2 protein-coding genes are annotated in these 1055 nt (G+C 42.2%); both read right to left on the bottom strand.

The window, feature by feature from the left end:
• The coding region (locus tag HMPREF1125_RS03290) for a CD3337/EF1877 family mobilome membrane protein (RefSeq protein ID WP_029748378.1) at positions 1-821 on the bottom strand (821 nt) is incomplete at its 3' end.
• Between the two features lie 2 nt (positions 822-823).
• Positions 824-1055 (bottom strand): ATP-binding protein (locus tag HMPREF1125_RS03285; protein ID WP_000663694.1); only part of this gene is annotated, 232 nt, incomplete at its 5' end.

The following is a 1055-nucleotide window of genomic DNA, read 5'->3' as shown; positions in this document are numbered from 1 at the left end:
TCAATACCGATACTTTCAATGTCTGAACTGTTGTATTGAAGCAGTAGCCACGGTTGCTGAACCTGTATGGAAAACAGGCTATCTCTGATTAAGTCCACGCTGTCCTTGCCTTGACTATCGGAATGGGGCATGACAATCTTCGTGCCAAGTGATAAACTGGCATTACTGATGTCTGATGAAAAGTCATTGATTTTTTTAATGTAGTCGGGAGCGTAGGCAATAAAGGAAGCCGATAGGATAAACACCAGCACAAAATTCATAATGGCATGAATTGCCTTTGTGGTTTCTCTCTTTATCAGTCCCGTATAGGCAACATAAACCCCAAGAACCAAAATCAAGAGTAAGAGGAATCCAACATAGAAACCCTCTGTTGAAAATCCGTTTGCACTCACACCAGCTAAGGTCTGCATATTCTTACCAATGGAATCTGCTGTAGCGGAAATGAAGTCTAAGGAATAGGCTTCCTGTACTAAGTAACCTGTCGCATTGGAAACATACAAACTGATTGTCCAAATAAAATTGGTAATGGCATATAGTCCATACATGACCTGTTTTCCAATCCCGTCCGACCAGTTCCACGGAAGCCAGCCCCAGCTATTATCCACATAAAAATCCAGTTGATAGTTTTCAAGTGGGTATCGGCTGTATTCATTTGCCACATTGACCGTATCATCTACCAAGCCCGCAGCTTGAACCACCGTTCCCAGCATGGCTAAAAGAAAAATGGCAATCACAAGTGTGAAAGCCACTGTCATTGCCACTTTACCTAGACGTTTCAGCGTCCAGTTTGATTTTATTCTGTTTACTATTGATGGTTTCACATTTACACCTCTTTTCGCACAGGTGGTCTGGTATCAAAGGCATGGAGCAGTTCTTCAAATACAGGGTGGAACTGTATCACACCGACACGACCATATAAATCACTGATAAGGCATTGCCCGTTTTCCAAATCACGCAATCGCTTCTGATTGTTTTCGTCCTCTGGGTCTACACCAAAAAAGGCTAAGGTCTTTTTAATCTCGTTAAGGTCAGTGGAACGAAATGCAAATTTTAAG

The organism is Streptococcus oralis SK304, from assembly GCF_000287715.1.
Taxonomy (GTDB): Bacteria; Bacillota; Bacilli; order Lactobacillales; family Streptococcaceae; genus Streptococcus; species Streptococcus oralis_Y.
Note: the sequence above shows the minus strand (reverse complement) of the source record. Positions and strands in the feature narration are given on the sequence as shown.